This is a genomic window from [Clostridium] ammoniilyticum, from assembly GCF_025566905.1.
Taxonomy (GTDB): domain Bacteria; phylum Bacillota_I; class Bacilli_A; order Erysipelotrichales; family Coprobacillaceae; genus Faecalibacillus; species Faecalibacillus intestinalis.
The window spans coordinates 1-1,025 of the sequence record NZ_JAOQJR010000030.1; the positions used below are offsets into that span (position 1 = coordinate 1).

A 1,025-nucleotide genomic window follows, 5' to 3' on the forward strand; every position below is an offset into this window, starting at 1 on the left:
ATTAAAAATGGCAAAAATTTTTTATGAATCAGATTGTGACTTATCATTATTAGATGGGAAAACAGTAGCCATCATTGGATACGGATCACAAGGACATGCACATGCATTAAACTTAAAAGAATCAGGAGTAAAAGTCATCGTAGGATTATACGAAGGATCAAAATCATGGAAAAGAGCTGAAGAACAAGGATTTGAAGTTTGTACATCAGCAGAAGCTGCAAAAAAAGCAGATATCATCATGATCTTAATCAACGATGAATTACAAGCAAAATTATATAAAGAATCAATTGAACCAAATCTAGAAGAAGGAAACATGCTCATGTTTGCTCATGGATTCAATATTCATTTCAATCAAATCGTACCACCAAAAAATGTTGATGTAACAATGATTGCACCAAAAGCACCAGGACATACAGTAAGAAGTGAATATCAAGCAGGAAAAGGAACACCATGTCTAGTAGCCGTAGAACAAGACTACACAGGAAAAGCACAAGACATCGCATTAGCATACTCACTAGCAATTGGAGGAGCAAGAGCAGGTGTATTAGAAACAACATTCAGAACAGAAACAGAAACAGACTTATTTGGAGAACAAGCAGTCTTATGTGGTGGAGTATGTGCTTTAATGCAAGCAGGATTTGAAACATTAGTAGAAGCAGGATATGATCCAAGAAATGCATACTTTGAATGTATCCATGAAATGAAATTAATTGTAGACTTAATCTATCAATCAGGATTTGAAGGAATGAGATATTCAATTTCAAATACAGCAGAATATGGAGATTATATTACAGGACCAAAGATCATCACAGAAGATACAAAGAAAGCAATGAAACAAATCTTAAAAGATATCCAAGATGGAACATTCGCAAAAGACTTCTTATTAGACATGTCAGCAGCTGGAGGACAAGCACATTTCAAAGCAATGAGAAAATTAGCTGCAGAACATGAATCAGAAAAAGTCGGAAAAGAAATCAGAAAATTATATTCTTGGTCTGATGAAGATAAATTAATCAATAACTAAT

Annotated in this window: 1 protein-coding gene; it reads left to right on the plus strand. The window is 33.9% G+C overall.

Annotation, left to right across the window (positions count from 1 at the left end; translation table 11 throughout):
• The first annotated feature begins 7 nt into the window (after positions 1 to 7).
• Positions 8 to 1,024, plus strand: coding sequence for a ketol-acid reductoisomerase (ilvC, locus tag OCV55_RS13920; protein ID WP_032089415.1), 1,017 nt, complete (start codon positions 8 to 10; stop codon positions 1,022 to 1,024).
• Position 1,025: the final 1 nt, after the last annotated feature.

Bases quoted from the DNA above. Each gene is read 5' to 3' on its own strand.
- ilvC (WP_032089415.1), top strand. From the start codon at position 8: ATGGCAAAAATTTTTTATGAATCAGATTGTGACTTATCATTATTAGAT.